The organism is Streptomyces sp. NPDC102451, from assembly GCF_044765485.1.
Taxonomy (GTDB): domain Bacteria; phylum Actinomycetota; class Actinomycetes; order Streptomycetales; family Streptomycetaceae; genus Streptomyces.
Genome location: NZ_JBIWKD010000013.1, coordinates 158740 through 176073, shown reverse-complemented (window position 1 = coordinate 176073; position 17334 = coordinate 158740). Strand labels below are relative to the sequence as shown.

16 protein-coding genes and 1 tRNA gene are annotated in these 17334 nt (G+C 71.4%); 10 read left to right on the top strand and 7 right to left on the bottom strand.

Annotated features, from left to right (window positions below):
- The first annotated feature begins 272 nt into the window (after positions 1–272).
- Positions 273–809 (top strand): TetR family transcriptional regulator C-terminal domain-containing protein, encoded by a 537-nt coding sequence (locus tag ACIRD8_RS26460; RefSeq protein ID WP_403996560.1) that lies wholly within the window; start codon positions 273–275, stop codon positions 807–809.
- 202 nt (positions 810–1011) lie between these two features.
- Here ACIRD8_RS26460 and ACIRD8_RS26455 read toward each other — a convergent pair whose 3' ends face one another.
- Positions 1012–1749: an SDR family oxidoreductase gene (locus ACIRD8_RS26455; protein WP_403996418.1), complete on the bottom strand. Its 738-nt coding sequence runs from the start codon at positions 1747–1749 to the stop codon at positions 1012–1014.
- A 280-nt stretch (positions 1750–2029) separates the two neighbouring features.
- On the opposite strand from ACIRD8_RS26455, the gene ACIRD8_RS26450 reads away from it, so the two are divergent.
- Positions 2030–2473, top strand: coding sequence for an SRPBCC family protein (locus ACIRD8_RS26450; protein WP_403996415.1), 444 nt, complete (start codon positions 2030–2032; stop codon positions 2471–2473).
- 115 nt (positions 2474–2588) lie between these two features.
- Here ACIRD8_RS26450 and ACIRD8_RS26445 read toward each other — a convergent pair whose 3' ends face one another.
- A complete protein-coding gene (locus ACIRD8_RS26445) occupies positions 2589–2879 on the bottom strand; it encodes a hypothetical protein (protein WP_403996412.1) in 291 nt (96 codons plus the stop codon).
- A 143-nt stretch (positions 2880–3022) separates the two neighbouring features.
- Here ACIRD8_RS26445 and ACIRD8_RS26440 point away from each other — a divergent pair, with 143 nt between their 5' ends.
- The 5 genes from ACIRD8_RS26440 to ACIRD8_RS26420 all read left to right on the top strand — a co-directional run bounded on the left by ACIRD8_RS26440 (position 3023) and on the right by ACIRD8_RS26420 (position 8640).
- Positions 3023–4819 (top strand): ABC transporter ATP-binding protein, encoded by a 1797-nt coding sequence (locus ACIRD8_RS26440; protein WP_403996409.1) that lies wholly within the window; start codon positions 3023–3025, stop codon positions 4817–4819.
- A gap of 415 nt (positions 4820–5234) precedes the next feature.
- The gene (locus ACIRD8_RS26435) at positions 5235–7226 is read left to right on the top strand and encodes a sensor histidine kinase (protein WP_403996406.1); all 1992 of its coding nucleotides are present in this window, start codon (positions 5235–5237) and stop codon (positions 7224–7226) included.
- A 7-nt stretch (positions 7227–7233) separates the two neighbouring features.
- Positions 7234–7668, top strand: coding sequence for a roadblock/LC7 domain-containing protein (locus tag ACIRD8_RS26430; protein ID WP_099175471.1), 435 nt, complete (start codon positions 7234–7236; stop codon positions 7666–7668).
- A 2-nt stretch (positions 7669–7670) separates the two neighbouring features.
- Complete coding sequence (locus ACIRD8_RS26425; protein ID WP_099175472.1) at positions 7671–8042, top strand: DUF742 domain-containing protein; 372 nt, start codon at positions 7671–7673, stop codon at positions 8040–8042.
- Entirely contained in the window at positions 8020–8640 is a 621-nt protein-coding gene (locus ACIRD8_RS26420; protein WP_403996403.1) for a GTP-binding protein, read from the top strand. Before ACIRD8_RS26425 ends, ACIRD8_RS26420 begins: the two co-directional genes overlap by 23 nt.
- Positions 8641–8659: 19 nt before the next feature.
- Here the strand turns inward: ACIRD8_RS26420 and ACIRD8_RS26415 are convergent, their stop codons facing one another.
- Positions 8660–11686 carry a ThuA domain-containing protein gene (locus ACIRD8_RS26415; protein WP_403996401.1) on the bottom strand — a complete coding sequence of 1009 codons (3027 nt, stop codon included), beginning with the start codon at positions 11684–11686 and terminating at the stop codon, positions 8660–8662.
- A 299-nt stretch (positions 11687–11985) separates the two neighbouring features.
- On the opposite strand from ACIRD8_RS26415, the gene ACIRD8_RS26410 reads away from it, so the two are divergent.
- Positions 11986–12059, top strand: a tRNA-Pro gene (locus ACIRD8_RS26410).
- A 288-nt stretch (positions 12060–12347) separates the two neighbouring features.
- Here ACIRD8_RS26410 and ACIRD8_RS26405 read toward each other — a convergent pair.
- The 4 genes from ACIRD8_RS26405 to ACIRD8_RS26390 form a co-directional block, all read right to left on the bottom strand.
- A complete protein-coding gene (locus tag ACIRD8_RS26405) occupies positions 12348–13097 on the bottom strand; it encodes a hypothetical protein (protein ID WP_403996398.1) in 750 nt (249 codons plus the stop codon).
- 167 nt (positions 13098–13264) lie between these two features.
- Positions 13265–14173, bottom strand: a complete 909-nt coding sequence (locus ACIRD8_RS26400) for a DUF2510 domain-containing protein (RefSeq protein WP_403996395.1) — start codon at positions 14171–14173, stop codon at positions 13265–13267.
- 48 nt (positions 14174–14221) lie between these two features.
- Positions 14222–14893: a response regulator gene (locus ACIRD8_RS26395; RefSeq protein ID WP_403996392.1), complete on the bottom strand. Its 672-nt coding sequence runs from the start codon at positions 14891–14893 to the stop codon at positions 14222–14224.
- Positions 14894–14895: 2 nt separating this feature from the next.
- A complete protein-coding gene (locus tag ACIRD8_RS26390) occupies positions 14896–15849 on the bottom strand; it encodes a HAMP domain-containing sensor histidine kinase (protein WP_403996389.1) in 954 nt (317 codons plus the stop codon).
- Between the two features lie 245 nt (positions 15850–16094).
- On the opposite strand from ACIRD8_RS26390, the gene ACIRD8_RS26385 reads away from it, so the two are divergent.
- Positions 16095–16409, top strand: coding sequence for a hypothetical protein (locus ACIRD8_RS26385; protein WP_403996386.1), 315 nt, complete (start codon positions 16095–16097; stop codon positions 16407–16409).
- A gap of 128 nt (positions 16410–16537) precedes the next feature.
- Positions 16538–17314: a FadR/GntR family transcriptional regulator gene (locus ACIRD8_RS26380; RefSeq protein WP_403996383.1), complete on the top strand. Its 777-nt coding sequence runs from the start codon at positions 16538–16540 to the stop codon at positions 17312–17314.
- The last annotated feature ends 20 nt before the right edge of the window (positions 17315–17334 follow it).

The window sequence follows — 17334 nt, the reverse complement described above, 5'->3', positions numbered from 1 at the left end:
TGGCCGGGTCCGGTGGCCGGCACCCGTGGTGCAGTGGTCATGCCCGGACCTTCGTCCTGTACATGCCGAGTGGGGACTTCATGGGCGGCATGTAAACACGCTTACCGAGTACTTAGTAAGTAGTCGTGCGGAACTTCTTCTGCGGGGGCCGGGTCCGGCCTAGACTCCGCCAGGTGAGCACCGACAAGGCGGCAACGACCGCACTCCGAGCCGGCCGCCGCGGCCGCAGCCTCGCCGCCCAGGAGCGTCACGACGAGATCCTCCGGATCGCCATGGAGACCTTCGCCGCACGTGGTTACGGCAAGGCGTCCCTGGCCGAGATTGCCGACCGTGCGGGCCTGACCCAGGCCGGCGTCCTGCACTACTTCCACTCCAAGGCCAACCTGCTGACCGAGGTGCTCGACCTGCGGGACGCCACCGATATCGCCGACCTCGGCCCGGAGCGCCCACGCGGCCTGACGTTTCTCCAGCACCTGGTGGACACGGCACGCCGTAACGCCGAGCGCGAGGGCATCATCCGTCTCTACGCGGTGCTGTCGGCGGAGAGCGTCACCGATGACCACCCCGCCCAGTCGTACTTCCGCAACCGCTACGCCGGTCTGCGTGAACTCGTGGCCGAAGCCCTGCTGGAGGCCCGCGCGCTGGGTGAGGCCCGCGAGGACCTGGATGTCATGGGCGCCGCGAACGCGATCGTGGCCGTCATGGACGGCCTGCAGGTGCAGTGGCTGCTGGATCCGGGAGCGGTGGACATGGCGGCATCGACGGAGCGGGTGATCGAAGCGCTGCTGGAGGGCCTGCGCGCCGGGTGACCGGGGCGAGCGCGTGGCTCACCTGCCCGGCGGCATCATGCTGGGCGACGACGCGCCGCACAGCTGGATCGCCATGATGAGCGGCGACGAACTGCCGTCGTGAGCGGGGCCGCCCTCGACGCGTCCGGCGCCGGTCGCGATCCGGTGCGCCGGATGGTGTCCGCGGCCGGCCGGGACGACGTTCCCACTCGGGCCACCGCCCTTAGCGTGCCGCCAGCCAGTCCGCGTACCGGGTGGGGGCGAGCGAGGTGTCGTCCTTGCCCGTGAGGGCGTCCCCGCGGACCACGGAGAACATGCCGGCCGTGTCGTCCCTGGTGACGGTGCGGCCGTCGGAAGCGGCTGCGAGGGTGATCCTTCCGAGCTCGTCGAGAGGGAAGACCTCGGGTCCCGCGATGGTGTGGATCCCCTGCAGGGGAGGGCCCACGGCGACTTCGGCCACCACATCGGCGACGTCCTGTGCGGCGATCGGCTGGATCGGGGTGGCGGGCAGCCGGACGGTGTCACCGTCGGCCGTCCAGCTCATCACGGCGTCGATGAACTCCATGAACTGGGTGGCGCGGACGATGGAGTACGGGATGGGCCCCGCCGCGAGGATCTCCTCCTGGAGGACCTTCGCACGGTAGTAGTCCAGTTCGGGTACCTGGTCCACGCCGACGATGGACAGGACGACGAAGTGGCCCACCCCGGCCTTCCGGCCGGCGTTCAGCAGGTTGTCCATCGACTGCCGGAAGAAGGCCGGTGCGGCCTCGTCGAAGGTCGGGGAGTTGGTCAGGTCCACGATGACGTCGACGCCGGCCACCGCCTTCTCCAGTCCCTCACCGGTGACGACGTCCACGCCGGTCGACCTGGAGTGGGGCACCGCCTCGTGTCCGTCGGCGTCCAGCTCCTCGACGACCTTCGCCCCGATCAGCCCCGTACCGCCGATCACCGCGATCCTCATGACAGGCCCTTCCTCCGGTGGATGTGCTCATCCCCGTCGCAGCTCACCGGTCCACTGAAACACGCCCGCCTCGGGACCGCACACGCTCCGTCCCCCACGCCGGACCACGGCCTGAAGCGCCTCCGGCCGAGGCCGCGAACCACCGGACCACCGATGCCGAACGCACCCCCCCCGGGGCACCGGGCGGGCAGCCGGTCGCGCAGCCGCCCGCGTGCGCCGCCGACTATCGGGTAGTCGGCAGCGCAGGACGTAACCGAGCGAAAAGAAGGGGTTGTTCTCCATGTCCGCCTCCCTCGTCGAGACCGTCGACATCAAGGCGCCGGTCAGCGTCACCTGGGCCCTGTGGAGCGATGTGACGCAGTGGCCGAAGTTCCTGAGCCATGTGCGGCGCGTGGATCCGATGGACGAGCGCCGGTTCTCCTGGCAGCTGTCCCTGCCGGGCGCCGACAAGGGCTTCGTCGCGGAGCTCACCGAGGTCGTCCCGCAGGAGCGGATCGCCTGGAAGACGATCGAAGGCGTGCACCACGCGGGCGTGGTCACCTTCCACCGGCTCGACGACACCTCCAGCCGGGTCGCCCTGCAGATCGAGTACGACCCCAGCGGGTTCGTGGAGCACCTGGGTGCCCTGACCAACCTCGACTCGGCCCTCGCCAACTACGACCTGGGCGAGTTCCAGAAGCTGGCCGAGACCACGGCGGCGGGCGACGGCCCTCGCGGGCTGTGACCGAGGCTCCGTACGCCGGGGTGGCCGGCCCCCCCTGGACGGGAACGGCCCGTACGCACCGCCCGGGTGCGTACGGGCCGTTCCGCTGCCACCGCCGTGGGGCTCCGGTGGGACGTCAGCGCCGTGACGCCGTGGAGGAGTCGCGGCGGCCGTCGGCGGGCTCGTCCTCGCCGCCCGCCCCACTTCCGTACGAGGTCGCGTCCTGCGGACCGGGCGCCGCGTCCGCCTTGCGGGCTTCCGCCGCCTGACGTGCGGTGCGCAGCGGCGACTGGGTCCATTCGGCGAACCACCAGACGCCGGCCACCACGCACGCCCACAGGAGACCTCCCCGTACGGCACCGGGCCACGGTGCCTGCTCCGCCCATCGCTCGACGGCGGTCAGTACCACCCAGCCGCTGAGCAGCACGGTCAGAACTCGTACACGCCTATATCTGAACATTCAGGCCCGGTACCCGGTGGATGCGGGATTACGCAGCGTGATCCCGAAGGATTGTCTCTGCCCGTGGAACGGGGGTTGTCGACGGTGCCGGGAGCAGGTGGGATGAACCCATGAAGAAAGCGCTTTCACCGCTCTCCGCCGAACCCCTGGCGCCCTTCGACCACCTGGATCACCGCTACCGCGGCGAGAACCCGGTCCGCACCCTCGGCCATCTCTTCCGCCCCGACCGCGGCCGGCTGGCCCTGGCGGTCGTCATCTTCGTCGTCAAGCACAGCCCCATCTGGCTGCTGCCGCTGATCACCGCCACCGTCCTCGACGTGGTCGTCCAGCACGGTCCCGAATCGGGGATCTGGAAGTCCACCGGCGTCCTGCTGTTCATCCTCGTGATCAATTACCCGCTCCACCAGGTGTACGTGAGGTTCCTCGGCGGCAGCATCCGCCGGATGGGCACGACCCTGCGTTCGGCGCTCTGCCGCCGCATGCAGCAGCTCTCCATCGGCTATCACGCGCGGGTCAGTTCGAGCGTCCTCCAGGCCAAGGTGGTCCGAGACGTCGAGGCCGTCGAACAGATGGTCCAGCAGAGCTCCGACATGGGTCTCGGAGCCGTCGTCACCCTGGTCGGCGGACTCGTCGTCATCGGCGTACGGGTGCCCGAGTTCCTGCCCCTCTTCCTCGTCGTGGTGCCCGCGGCCGGCTTCCTCGTGATGAAGCTGCGCAGCCGGCTCCGCAGCCACAACGAGTCCTTCCGCCGCGAGGTCGAGCATCTCTCCTCCCGCGTCGGGGAGATGACCACCCTGATCCCCATCACCCGCGCCCACGGCCTGGAGCGGACCGCGCTCGGCCGGGTCGACGGATCGCTGCGCCAGGTCTTTGCGGCCGGACTGCGACTGGACATGATCAACGGCCGTTTCGGGTCGCTGGCCTGGGTCATCCTCAACACGCTCGGCGTCCTGTGCCTCTCGGGCTCCGCGCTCGTCGCCTACCACGGCTGGATGCCCATCACCGCCGGGGACGTGGTGATGCTCAGCGCCTTCTTCACCGTGCTGACCGGTTCCGTGACGACCCTGCTGGGCCTGGCGCCCGTCCTCACCAAGGGCCTGGAGTCGGTGCGTTCGGCGGGTGAGGTGCTGCAGGCGCCCGACCTGGAGAACAACTCCGGCAAGGCACGGGTCGAGAAGGTCGTCGGCCGCATCGACTTCGAGGACGTCGGATTCGAGTACGAGGACGGGGAACCGGCCGTCGAGGGGTTCACCCTCTCCGCCCGCCCGGGCGAGACCATCGCGCTCGTCGGTGCCTCGGGAGCCGGCAAGTCCACGGTGCTCAACCTGCTCATCGGATTCATCAGGCCCACCTCGGGCCGCATCCTGCTCGACGGCACCGACATGGCCGGGCTCGATCTGCGGACCTACCGGCGCTTCCTGTCGGTGGTGCCCCAGGAGTCGATCCTCTTCGAAGGCAGCATCCGCGACAACGTCACGTACGGCATGGGGGACACGGACGAGGAGACGCTCATGCGCGCCCTCCGGGACGCGAACGCGCTGGAATTCGTGAACGGTCTGCCGCGCGGCCTGGACACGGTCATCGGGGAGCGCGGCGCACAGCTGTCGGGCGGTCAGAAGCAGCGCCTCGCCATCGCCAGGGCGCTGATCCGTGACCCGAGGGTGCTGGTGCTCGACGAGGCGACCTCCGCGCTCGACAACCGCTCCGAGGCCCTCGTGCAGGAGGCCCTCACCAGGCTCGTGCACGGCCGGACCGTGTTCGTCGTGGCCCACCGGCTCTCCACGATCCAGGGCGCCGACCGGATCGTGGCCATGGAGGGCGGCAGGATCGCCGAGGTGGGGACGCACGAGGAGCTGCTGAGCACGGACGGCGTGTACGCGGGGCTCCAGCCCGCCCACCCGAGGTGACCCGGCCGCACCCTCCGTCCGGGGCGGTCCTGGACGACATCTGAGCGGGGAGCCCTGGACGTCCCGGGCTCCCCGCTCCTTCGTGCGCGCGTCACCGCGTTCGTACGCACGGTCGCCCGGTGGGCCGTCCAACCGATTCGAGCACAGGAGCGACTCCCGGCCGTCCGTACGGAATTGGTGCCGGACGGAATCGGCTGCCCGTGCGAGGCCTCATACCAGAGCGGGACGCCTGGCGGGCAACTTCGACAACTGCACGCCGAGCACGGGCGATTGACGACTACCGTGTGTGGTCGGTGATCAACGGTGGGCTCATATCGGTCGAGCCTGCCCCAACCGTTGACCCGGGCCTGACCGACCACCGTAGGTGTCACCACACGAATGCCGATTCCTGGTGCCCCACGTACCGAGGACGATGATGTCTCAACTTCGCGCACCCACCGCGCGACCGGAACGCCGCGAAGGCGGACGGCACGGCCGTCCGGGTGGCCGTTCGCACTCGGCCGCGAGCCGGCCGCGCGCCGCGCAGCCCGCCCCCGACAGCGGACTGCGACCGCAGCTGCTGCGCACCGCCCTCCTGCCGACCGTGGCGGCCCTGCTCAGCGGAGCCGCGGCCGTCCTCTTCACCATCCGGTCCTCCGGGGTGCGCCCGTCCGGCAGCCTCCTGGCCGCGCTCGGCGGATCCGGGGCACTGGCGGTGGCGGCCGTGGCGGCGGCCTTCCTCGGCGCCGGCCGTGTCGCCACCGGCGTACTCGACCGCACCCTGGCGCTCCGGCGCGCCGGCGCACAGCACCGGGCCGAGCTCCAACGGGTCGTGGAGCAGCTCCGCGACGGCGAACCCCTGCCCGCCCGGCAGCCCACGCCGACCGCCCCCGGCGACGCCGACGCCTTCGACCTCCTCGCCCAGGAGATGTCCCGCTCGCAGGACGACGCGGTGGCGGCCGTCGTCCAGGCCTCGCAGCTGTTCCGCAGCAACGGGAACGAACAGAAGGTCGAGGTCTTCGTCAACCTCGCCCGGCGGCTGCAGTCCCTCGTGCACCGCGAGATCCAGATCCTCGACGAGCTGGAGCACGAGGTCGAGGACCCCGACCTGCTCAAGGGCCTCTTCCATGTGGACCATCTCGCCACCCGCATCCGCCGGCACGCCGAGAACCTCGCCGTGCTCGGCGGCGCCGTCTCCCGGCGGCAGTGGAGCAACCCCGTGACCATGACCGAAGTGCTGCGCTCGGCGATCGCCGAGGTCGAGCAGTACCCACGGGTCAAACTGGTCCCGCCGATCGACGGCACCCTGCGCGGACACGCGGTCGCCGACGTGATCCACCTCCTCGCCGAACTCGTCGAGAACGCCACCGTGTTCTCCGCCCCGCACACCCAGGTCCTGCTGCGCGCCCAGCGCGTCACCGCCGGACTCGCCCTGGAGGTGGAGGACCGGGGACTCGGCATGCCCGGACCCGAGCAGAAGCGCATGAACACCCTGCTCGCCGACCCCGACCAGGTCAACGTCGCCCATCTGCTGCAGGACGGGCGGATCGGGCTGTTCGTGGTCGCCTCCCTGGCCCGCAGACACGGCATCGCCGTACGGCTGCAGAGCAACATCTACGGGGGCACCCAGGCGGTCCTGGTGCTGCCCGAGATCCTCCTGGGCATCGACATCGACGCCACGACGGCCCCCGCCACGGAGGCGGCCCCCGCTCCCGGAGCCCACGGCACACCGCCCACGGCCCCGCCGCAGACAGCGGTCCAGCCGCCGCGACCGGACCGGACGCCCCGGCAGGACCGGCCCCGGGGCGAGGGGCCACCGCTCCCGCTGCGCGCCGAGCGGGTCGACCGCCCGAACCTCGCCGCGTCCCCGCCGGGTGCCCGGTCCGTCACGGCCGCCGAGCCCGCGTCCCCGGCCGTACCGGCCCCACCGGCCGCGCCCACCCCCTCGGTCGAACCCGCTCCGGCCGCCGGGTCCGTCGCGTTCGTCCGGACCGCCGTGGACACCGCCGCTCCCGCCGAGGCGCCCCCGGCCGCCGTGGCCGGCCCCGAGCGTCCCCAGCTCCCGAGGCGCAGCAACCAGGAGCACCTCGTCCCGCAGCTCAGGGAGGCCCCGGTCCCGCGCGCCGAGGACGAGAACGCCCTGCACGACCCCGGGCTGATGGCCGCCTTCCGGCGTGGGGTCGACCTGGCCGAGGCCCAGACCGCCGAGGAGCCGGAGACACCGGACGCGTACGGCGCACCGGAGGCAGCCGATCCGGCCGCCCCCGCCGTGACCGTCGGGCCGCAGCGCTCCCACGGTCTCGCCCCGCTGCCGTTCCGCAGTCCCACGGCCACCGCGACAGCCGGTACCGAGCGGGTCGACCCGGGGCACCTGGGACCGCAGACGCCCGAGCCGGATCCACGAACCGAGAACATGTTCAAGGAGTAGATGCACCATGACGACCGAAATGCCGTCCGGTCAGGTCTCGGACCTCGACTGGCTGCTCAGCGGCCTGGTCCAACGCGTGCCCTACACGCGCAGCGCCGTCCTCCTCTCGGCGGACGGCCTGGTGAAATCCGTACACGGCATGGACGCCGACAGCGCCGACCACATGGCGGCCCTGGCCGCCGGCCTGTACTCGCTCGGCCGGAGCGCCGGTGCCCGGTTCGGTGACAACGGCGACGTACGGCAGGTCGTGGTCGAGCTCGACTCGACGCTCCTGTTCGTCTCGACCGCCGGCTCGGGTACCTGTCTCGCCGTCCTCGCGGGCCGCGAGGCGGATGCCGCCGTCCTGGGATACGAGATGGCCATGCTGGTCAAGAGCGTGCGCCCCTACCTGATGACGCCGCTCCGGCAGCCGGCCGGAGCGCCGTTCACCCCGGGGCTGTGAGGATGCCGGCCCCGCAGGACGGGCCGTTGCTCGACGACGCGGCAGGCCGGCTCATCCGCCCGTACACCGTGAGCAACGGCCGGACGAGGCCGACCACCGTGCTCGACCTGCTCTCCCTGGTGATGGCCACGGGGAGCGAGCCCCAGGTCCACCTCGGCCCGGAACACACCGTGGCCCTGGAGCTCTGCGGCGGACCCACGTCCGTGGCGGAGATCGCCGCCCATCTCCGGCTGCCCGCCGTCATCACCAAGGTCCTCCTGTCCGACCTGGTCGACTGCGGGGCGGTCACCGCGCACGCCCCCGCGTTCCATGACATGCCAACCGACCGATCCCTGCTGGAGGCAGTGCTCGATGGTCTACGACGACAGCTCTGACAGCTCCGGAAGCTCCGAATACTTCCCCGTGGCCCTCAAGATCCTCGTCGCGGGCGGTTTCGGCGTCGGCAAAACGACGTTCGTGGGTGCCGTCAGCGAGATCGCACCGCTGAGCACCGAGGAGCTCCTGACGCAGGTCAGCGCGGCGACCGACAGCCTCGAAGGCATCGAATCCAAGTCGGCGACCACCGTGGCGATGGACTTCGGCCGGATCACGCTGTCCGAGCAGCATGTGCTCTACCTCTTCGGCACCCCGGGCCAGGAGCGCTTCTGGTTCATGTGGGACGAGCTGTCGAAGGGGGCCCTCGGAGCGATCGTGCTGGCGGACACGCGACGGCTCGCCGAATGCTTCCCCGCCGTCGACTTCTTCGAGCGGCGCGGCATCGGATTCGTCGTCGCGGTCAACGAGTTCGACGGCGCCTACCGTTACGAACCGGAAGAGGTTCGAGCAGCGCTCGACCTCGGGCCCGAAGTGCCGGTCGTCCTCTGCGACGCGAGGATCGCGAGTTCGGGCACGGGGGCGCTGGTCACCCTCGTCCAGCACCTGATCAACGCCACGGCGCCGGCACCGCTGTCGGGCTTCGGAGCCCACCCATGACCCGTACGGGACGACACCATCAGGCTGCCGGCCCCGGAACGAGCCGTGCGGACCGAGCGCCGGGAGCCTGGAAGCTCAGCCAGTCCACCGCGAACAGATCCGGCTTCTCGCTGCTCCACGCGGAGTTGGTGAACACGACGTACAGCGTCAGGGTTCCGTCGGAGCTCTTCAACCGTGCCGTCCGCGACACGGCCCCGCCTCCCGCCGCGTCGTCCGCGCCGGGGACGGTCAGCGAGCCGAGGAGGGGGCCGTCAGGGGCGCCGGCCCTGAACTCGACGGTGCCGCCGGTCCCGCAGGGTGTCGCGCCGACCGTCACCGACCCGGTGTTCCGCAGGCTCACCGGATCGAAGGCGATCCAGTCCCCGTCCTCGATCTCCGTCAGCGCCCGGCCGCCCGAGGCCGCCGTACGGCTGCCCGTCACGACTCCGCCGTGGGTGCCCCCGGTCGACGTGAACTGCTCCGCCTCCTGGAAGGCCGAGCGCAGGGTGAGGGACGTGGAGCCCGTGAGCTCAGGGGCGTTCGGGGCGCCCCTGTCCGTGTACCGCACGCTGATCCGCTGCGAGCCGGAACGGGAGGCGCCCCCTGCCGCCATGACGATCGAGCCCCTGCACCCCGGTGAGCCGGTCAGGCGGCGCAGCGCACCGGGGGTGCCGTCCTGCGAGCGTACGAGGACACGTGAGCAGTCGACCGGGGTGTTCCTCCCGTCCTCGTCGTCCGCCACGTCCACCGTGAACGCAAGAGTTCCGCCCGGGTGGAAGAAGCCGCCGTCCGCCGGGCGGCGGACCGTGATCCGGGGCCGTGTGTTGCCGACGGTGATCTCCTGGCCGGCCATGGCCGTCGTACCTTCGGGACCGGTCACCGTGAGACGCGCCGTGAACCGCCCCCCGGCGCGGTAGGTGTGCGAGGGGTTCGCCTCCGTCGAGTCGGTGGCGCCGTCACCGTCGAAGTCCCAGGCGTAGGTGACCGGAACTCCATCGGGGAGCCCGGACCCCGCACCCGTGAAGGCCACGGTCAGCGGGGCGGGGCCGTTGTCACGGTCGGTGGTGACGGACGCACTCGGCAGCCGGGCGTCGCCCACGTGGTCGATCCGGAAGACCCCGGCGCCCTCGTTGCCGCCGTCGGGGCCCGTGCCGCTTCCGAGCCCCGAGTCGACGACGTAGAGGGCTCCGTCCGGTCCGAAGGCGGAGGCTGTCGGGCGATGCCACTCCATGTCCTCGAACACGGCGTTGACGGACTGGAGTTCACCGGCGCCGACCGGTCCGAGCCGGGGATCGGAGAACGTCTGGTCCTCCCGCTGGAACGACAGCGTGGTGAAGTGCCTCCCGGCGGGGTCGTACGTCAGCCACTTCCCGGCGAAGTACTCCGGGAACTTGGTGCGGTAGAGGCTCCCCGGGTCGTAGTCGTAGACGGGTCCGCCCATCGGACCCCCGTCGGTCCGGCCGGTGGTGTCCCCACCGGTGCCCCACGGGGCGCAGCCCGCCTCTCCGTGGGCGGTTCCCGCTGAGCAGTACGGGCTGCCGACGGGCCCCGCCCCGGTGATCCGGACGTACTCCAAGGCGCCGTCGGTGCCCTGGCCGGCGGCCAGCAGTGTGCCGCTCACCGGGTCCACGGTGAAGCGGTAGGGGTTCCGCATGCCCGTCGCGTAGATCTCCGGACGGGTGCCGGCCGTGCCCGGTTCGAAGAGGTTTCCCTCCGGCACGGTGTAGGTGCCGTCCTCCTGCGGAGTGATCCGCAGGATCGCGCCCCGCAGATCGTTCGCGGCGCCCGACGCCGACCGCGGGCCGGTGTCGCCTGTCGCCACATACAGGTGTCCGTCCCGGTCGAAGGCGAGCGACCCCGACGAGGGGGAGCCCCCGGCGCCCGTGGACCGCCGGCCCGGAAGGGTGAGCAGCCGTTTCTCCGATGCCGGATCGACCGTGTCCCCCTCGACCGTGAAACGGGAGAGCACCAGCCGGTTCCCCGTGGACTCGGAGCGCAGCAGGTAGAGCCGGTCGTTCTCCGCGAACCCCGGATCCAGGGCCAGAGCGGTCAGTCCGTCCGGACGGGCTGCCGACCGCCGTGGGTACGCGAGGCCGAGTGCCGTGGACACCTTCATCGTCCGCTGGTCGACGACCTTGAGCTCGCCGGTGCGCTGGGCGACGAACACCCGGCGGTCGGGGGCGACCGCCAGGTCGACCGGATCGGTGAGACCGCCGGTCGCGAGGGGGGTCCGCTGGAAGGAACCGGCGCGCGTCGCGGTGCAGTCGCCGGGCTTCGCGCCCGCGGCCCACTCGATGCCACCCAGCAGATGGGCCAGGAAGGCGTCCTCCTGGAAGTCCGGAGGAGCGCCACCACCCGCGGTGAACCACGAACGCCCGCCGTCGTAGTCCTGGCACCACGACCAGGGGTGGTCCGCGCCCTCGTCCAGGCCCGCGATGCCGTCGCGCACCCTGACCCGGGCGAGGGTGTGCACGGTGCCGGCCGGATCGGAGCGCCAGTTGTACCACTCCTCCGTACGCTCCCAGAGGTCCGGAAGCGTCACCGTCGAGGGATGCGCGTGGTCGAGGACCTTGACCCTTCCGGTCTGCACCGGCGTCCCCCGGTCGACGGCGGCGCCGACCAGCCCCTCGTACCAGTCCCAGTCACGGGTACCGGCGGCGGCGTCGTGCAGACCGACCCAGCCGCCGCCCGCCCGGATGTACTTCCGCAGGGCGGCGCGAGCGGGCGCGTCTAAATCGTCGGCGGTGTCGTTGAAGACGACCGCGTGGAACCGGGCCAGCCCGGCGTCGTCGAAGACGCCCGGATCGTCCGTGGCCTCGACCCCGAATCCGTTGACGGCCCCGAGCCTCCTCACCGCGTCGACACCTGCGCGGACGGTGTCCGGGGACGCATGAGTCCCCCCGGAGTACACCAGCACGCGGAAAGGGGCGGCCGGAGCCCTGGGGAACGAGGCGGCCGCGACCGAGCCGATGATCAGCGCCAGAAGCGCGACGAGGGCCGTGAGGGCGATCGACGCCGGAGGGAGCGCATGGAACGCGGGACTCCTGCGTAACGGGTGGCTGCTCATGAGGGCGCTCCCGGTGCGGTGTGGGGGCCGGACATGGGGGTAGAAAGCGCTTTCTGATGTGCGTGGTTCAGAGTAGGTTCACGGCATGTCCGGGTCAATGGGCCGGTCGGCCCCCGCGCGCCGGGGTGGGGGCCACTGGCGGAACGAACGGCTGAGCGACGCGGTTTTTCGGGTCGTGCGGGCGGTGCGGGAGGGCGGTGACCGGCGGCTGCCGGAATCGGGTTCGTGAGCATCGGGGTAAGTGCGGTATTGTTCTCATGCGCGTTCAGCCAGGGGAAAGCCCCAGGTCAGACGGGCATCGGGACGTGGCGCAGCTTGGTAGCGCACTTGACTGGGGGTCAAGGGGTCGCAGGTTCAAATCCTGTCGTCCCGACTGGAGACAGTCGCAGGCCAAGGGCCGGAATCGGAGAAATCCGATTCCGGCCCTTGGCCGTTCCCGGGGACCGACGGGGGAGCGGAGCCCTTGGCCGATGCCGGCGGGTCATGACGACCGGGCCCGGCGCGGCGGCCCCAGGAGTGGAAGGTGCCGCCTTGGGCGGCATCCGTGCTCCCGCTCGCCAGGCCCGGCCGCCTCTGCATGACGGGGCGCCTCCCGCGGAGAAGGTGGGGCTGCCGCGCGTGGTGGGTCTTCAGGCCGGAGTCGTCGAGCCGCGCCCTGGGCTCAGCTCGCGGCGCGGTGGGAGGTTCTGGGGGTGGCCGCGGGCAGCGGGGCCTGGGCGGTGCGGGTGACGTCGCCGATCAGCTCGACCACATCGGGTCCGTAGGCCTGGGAGTTGACCACTTTCAGGAGCAGTGCGAAGGAACCGTTGCGGTGTTTGCGCTGCAGCTTCTCGTAGTTGCGCATCAGGTAGCGCGAGGCGGCCTGGTTGGTGATGGCGCGCTGGCCGCAGAGGAGGAAGACGGGGCGGGCGTCCTGGCCGCCCGTCAGCCGGGCGAGCAGGACGTGTTCGGCGGCGCCCGGCTCCAGGCGGTAGCGCTCCGAGCCCACCTGGAAGGCGGCACGGTCGGGGCCGGGTTCGGTCCCGGTGTTGACCTTCACGCCCGGCAGCAGCTGTTGCAGGTGTGCGGCCATGCGCCGGTTGGACCCGGGGCCGCCGACGCAGAACTCCGTACGCTCGCCGAAGCCCTGCTGGGCGGTGTCGTGGGACACGATCTGGGCGTGTGCGGCACAGTCCTTGATGAGGGCCGAGAGTTCGAGCAGCGCGAAGACGTCGTGCCGGTGGACCGCGCCGTCGCCGCCGGCGTCACGGTTGACGACGAGCAGACACTCGGAGTTCCCCGGCAGCCCGAAGAAGGCCTGCTTGCGGCGGAGTTTACGCCGCCAGAGGTACGTGCGGGCGAGCCAGCCGAGGGCGGCGCTGATGCCGGCGGCTATGAGACCGAGCGCGATGTTGCGTACGTCGTCATTCATGAGCGGGCATCGTAGCGGGCCGCTCGGACGTGTGACCGAGGCGGTCCTGACCGTACCGGTGATGCGGTGTCACACCCTGACCGCGCAGCCGTGTCCGTGGACCTGTGCGGGCGGAGGCCGTACCGAAGTGTCCGGTACGGCCTCCTGGTGTGACGTGATCGGGGTCCTCAGGCGGTCTCGCCCGTGCCGGAGCCCGCACCGGCCCCCTTCGCTTCCTTGATGCCCTTGGTGATGTCGTCCAGGACCGAGAGCTTCGGAGCCTTGGCGTTGATGTCGAAGCCCGAGCGGACGACCACCAGCATGCTCGTGACGTTGGGGGACGGGAATGCGAGCGACTCGACGTACCCGTCGTCGCCGTTCTTCGTCTCCACCTTCCAGCGCACCAGGTAGCCCTTCTGCCCGGCGACCGTGACCGCCGCGGACTTGAGCTCCTCGTGCGAGGTGATGCCGCCGTAGATCTTCTCGCCGTACGACTCCTCGGCGTTGGCCTTGATGTCGGCCTCCGCCGCGGCCTTCGCCGTGGTCGCCTCGACCTCCAGGGCCTGGGCCGGTGCGGAGAACACCCCGCCGCGCACACACGTCTGGGACTCGTCGCCGGGGCAGGCGTACTCGCCGGTCGTCACTCCGGCGCCGACCGGCCCGGACTGACCGGTCCAGCCGTCCGGTACGGGGATGCTGATGCCGCTGGCCGCGTCGGTGGCGTAACCGTCCTCGGTCTGCGGCATCTGCTGGTCGGGGCCCTGGCCTTCGCCGTCCTGCCCGCCGCCGTCCTGCCCTCCGCCGTTCGGGGCTCCCGGGAGGCGAGGGCTCCCCGAGGGGGCGGGGGCTGTGGACGAGGTGTCGCCGCGGTCGTCCGAGCTGTCGCCCAGCAGGTACGCGCCGCCGCCGACGGCAGCGAGTACGACGATGCCGGCGACGATGCCCGCGCCGATGCGTATCCGGCGCTTCCGGACCGTCGCGGGAGGTATCCGGAGCTGGTCGGTCCAGCGGCTCCCGTCCCACCAGCGTTCTTGAAGGGGGCCGATTCCTGAGTGCCCGGGGTCTGGATGCCAGCCGGGCGGGGTCGTCTGGGTCACGTCGAGAACCCTAGGCGCCCTGGCTGAGAATCCTATGAAACGTACGGCCTACGGCTCGATCAGCCCGGCCCGGATCGCGTAGCGGGTGAGTTCCAGGCGGTCGCGGAGCCCCAGCTTCTGCAGCAGATTGGCCCGGTGCCGCTCGACGGTCTTGACGCTGATCACGAGCATCCCCGCGATCTCCTTCGACGAGTGGCCCTCGGCGACCAGCTTGAGGATCTCCTCCTCGCGTTCGGTGATCGCCCGGTCGGGGACGTCGCCGCCGTCCCTGACCCGGTCCAGATAGTTCCGGATGAGGGCGGTGACCGCGCCCGGGTAGAGGAACGGCTCGTCGCGCATGGCCGCGCGGCAGGCCTCGACGAGGTCCCGGTCGGCGACGGACTTCAGCACGAACCCCGAGGCGCCGGCCTTCAACGCCTCGAAGAAGTACTGCTCGTTGTCGTACATCGTGAGCATCAGGATGCGCAGCTCCGGCATGACCCGGGACAGCTCACGGGCGGCCTGAAGGCCCGTCAGGCGCGGCATCGCGATGTCGAGCACGGCCAGGTCGGGGCGCTCCGCGCGGGCCATCTCGATGGCCTCGGCGCCGTCGCCCGCCTCGGCGACGACCTGGAGGTCCGGTTCGCCGTCGAGGATCAGCCGCACACCGCGCCGGACGAGGGCGTGGTCGTCGGCGAGCAGGATGCGGGTCTTTCGGGACCCGGCGGGGGAGTGGGGCATGATCAGGCGCTTCCGTTCCGTACGGGCACATCGAGGCGTACGTCCGTGCCGCCCGTCGCACCGGTGCCGAGAGTGAGTGTGGCACCGATGAGCAGGGCGCGTTCGCGCATGCCGCGCAGGCCCGCGCCTTCCGGGGCGTCCCCGAGGCCGCGGCCGTCGTCCCGGATGCGCAGCTCCACCCCGCCGGGGCTGCGGCGCAGGGAGAGTTCGAGGAGGGTGGCCCCGGCGTGCCGGACGGTGTTCGTGACCGCTTCCTGGGCGATGCGGTAGACGACGAGCTCCGCCTCCTCGCCGAGCGGCGGCAGGTCCTTCTCCGTCTGCCGCCTGATCACCAGCCCCTTCGGTGTCGGCGTCTCGGTGGTCAGCGCCGTCAGGGCACTGACCAGGCCCAGTTCCTCCAGTACACCGGGGCGCAGCCGCCGGGCGATCCGGCGGATCTCGTCGAGGCTGCCCCGGGTGATCTCCTGGACATGGGTGAGCTCCTCGCGCAGCGGTTCCGGGGCGTGACCGGTGACCCTCTTCAGCTCCAGCAGGACCGCGGTCAGGGTCTGGCCCACCTCGTCGTGCAACTCCTGTGCGACCCGGCGGCGCTCCGCCTCCTGGGCCCCGAGAGCGCGGGCGCTGCTCGTCGCGCGCTCGGCCTCCAGTCGGTCGAGCATGCTGTTGAACGTTTCGATCAGGGCCGCGACCTCACCCTCACCGGCAACCTCGGGGCGCGGCCGCGGGCTCAGCAGATCGATGGTCGTCATGGCCCTGGTGACCCGTTGCAGAGGGGCCAGACCCAGGCGCAGGAGCAGCGCGTTCGCGCCCAGCATCAGGGCCATTCCGCCGGCCAGGATGAGCGCCTCGGTCAGCACCACCGGGGCGGACACGGTGATCGGGCCGAGGAGCAGCAGAGCCCCGGCGGCGACCAGTACCGCGGCGTTGAGCAGGAAGATGCGCCAGAACAGGGACACGGCCGGCCGGGCCTCCTTCGTACGCTCGGGGAGTGCCTCCACTATGGCCGGTCCGTGGCCGAACCCGCGCACAGGGCCGTCGTCCGGGCCGCGCCTGCATGGTGTCCCTCCCCGAAGATGGGTGCCGGCACTGATGGACCGGGATGTGCCCTTGTAAGACGATCGGAGTCCGGTGCACCGGGCCAGACCGGGGATGCGGCGAGGACCTGCCGCGGACCCCGGAACCGTCGAGGGAGGGAGACATCATGGCTCACCAGGACGACAGGCTCCACGGCACCAGGACCGTACCGGCCCGCGACCACGGGACCGTGCCTGCCCCGGGCTCCGCGGCGGCGCTGCCCGGCGACCCGGAGACGGCTCCGCGACCGGTTGCCCGGCCTCGTACCACGGCGGCCTGGGTGTGGATGGTGGTCGGCCTGGGAGGGCTGATGACCGGCATCGTCGTCGGCCACGGGCTGCTCATCGCGGCGGGGCTCGTCGCGGCCGGAGTGGGGGGCCAGCTCTTCGATCCCGACCAGCGGCGCAGGCGCCGCCGCCCCGGGCGCCGGGCGGCACTCTGAGCCGTACACCGTACCTGTGTGGTGCCCGAGGGCCGGGCCGCAGGGCACCTCGACCGATTTCTGGTCCGACCACACGGTGTGTGTGACATAGTCGAGACATGTATATCGGCCGGAACGGGGTGTAGCGGATGCCTGTCGAGTGGCAGCCCGTGCGGCAGTCCCGAACGCATGAACTCGTCCTGCAGAGCATCGAGGAGCAGGTCTTCGCCGGAAAGCTCAGGGCAGGCGACAGGCTGCCGCCCGAGCGGGAGCTCGCACCGGTCTTCGGGGTGAGCCGTTCCGCTCTGCGGGAGGCCCTCAGGGTGCTGGAGACCATCGGTGTCCTGGTCGCCCAGCCCGGCCGGGGCCCGGACTCCGGGGCCCGCATCGTGCGCAACCCCGACGACGCGCTCGGTCGTCTGCTGCGCCTGCACTTCGCGCTGGGCAGCTACGGCCTGCACGACGTGATGGAGGCCAGGGTCGCCCTGGAGCGTTCCAGCTTCGCCGCCGCGGCGAGGCACGCCGTCGAGCGCGACCTGGACGAGGCGGACGCGGTGGTCCACCGGATGTCGCAGCCGGGCATCCTGCCGGAGGAGTTCAACGAACTCGACACCCAGTTCCACGTCATGGTGGCGAGCAGTTCGGGCAACGCGCTCACATCGACCCTGACCTCGGCGGTGCGCGAGTCCGTACGGCCGCTCATCCTGCGGGCCCTCGAAGAGGTCGACGACTGGTCGGCCACCCAGGAGCATCTCAACGGCCAGCACGCCGAGTTGCTGAGGCTGGTGCGCACCGGCCGTGGCGACGAGGCGGCCGATCTGGCCGAGACCCACATCCGGGGGTTCCACGGGACGCTGGTCGACGAGGAGCGGACCGGTGCAGGCGACGGGACCGGCGGCGACGACGGGCCCGGCGGGCAGCGGTAGACGAGCAACGGCACGGGGCC